General features: G+C 67.7%; 1 protein-coding gene. It reads right to left on the bottom strand.

Annotation, left to right across the window (positions count from 1 at the left end):
- Window positions 1-827 (bottom strand): IS701 family transposase (locus ACLQ2V_RS28085; RefSeq protein WP_425721718.1); only part of this gene is annotated, 827 nt, incomplete at its 3' end.
- Window positions 828-996 lie beyond the last annotated feature (169 nt).

Consider the following 996-nt stretch of genomic DNA (forward strand, 5'->3'; position numbering starts at 1 on the left):
CGGTTGCGTCGGATCAGCAGCCAGTGGTGACCGTCGTGCTCGTCAACGGCCAGGGGCAGGGTGACGAACGCCCAGTCGTAGTAGCGGTGCCCTTTCGCCCCCTGGCCGGCGGAGATTCGCTGCCACGCCCGTGCCGGAAGGCCGGCGGCGATATTGTCCGCTCGCTGGATGCCAAGCCCGGTCGGGACCCGGTGCGAGCAGGCGACCGCGAGAACGTAACCCAGGTCGTGGCCCCGCAGCGCCGCAGCCAGGCGCGGGTCACCGCCGTAGGCCTCGTCGCCGGCAACCCACCGACACGGCAGCCCGCCAGAGACCGCGGCGTCGATCAGACGACGTGCCAGCTGCGGTTTCGTGGCGAAGCCGATCGTCTCGGGCACTCCGGCCTCAGCCCGTCGCGCGGGATCGTCAGTCCAGGATTTCGGCAGGTAGAGAGCAACGTCGACCAGGGTGTGCCCGGCCGGTGAGGCATACGACAGGTGCACCGCGAGCTGGCAGTTCTCGATCTTCCCGGCGGTGCCGGAGTACTGCCGTTGCACCCCGACAGTGTGCACACCCTTCTTCAGATCACCGGTCTCGTCGATCAACAGCACACCGTCCGGATGCCCGAGCTTGACCGCCACGAAATCCCGCACAGCGGCCCGGACGTCCGCATCGTCCCACTTGGCCCGGCCGATCAGGTCCTGCATCCCTGCCGGACCGTCGTCACCGGCGTGTTCCGCGATCGTCCAACAGTTCTTGGTCGGCAACGGCGCCAGCAGCCCAGCCATGAAGTCCCGCACCCTCCGGCGGGGCTCAGGCCGCCCGAAGCGCGACCCGACCACGTCCATCAGCTCGTCGAACAGCCCAGACCATTGCTCGGCGTCTACTCTGTAGGCGGCAGCCACCGCCGCATCTTGGGTCCACACAACCACGAGACTCAGCGGTGGCTGCTCCATGACCACGGACAAAACCACACCGCCACAGCAGGTCAGAACGGATCTCCTGCTGGAGTATTAG

The sequence above is a fragment of the Micromonospora sp. DT233 genome (assembly GCF_049841815.1).
In the GTDB taxonomy this organism is placed as follows: domain Bacteria; phylum Actinomycetota; class Actinomycetes; order Mycobacteriales; family Micromonosporaceae; genus Micromonospora.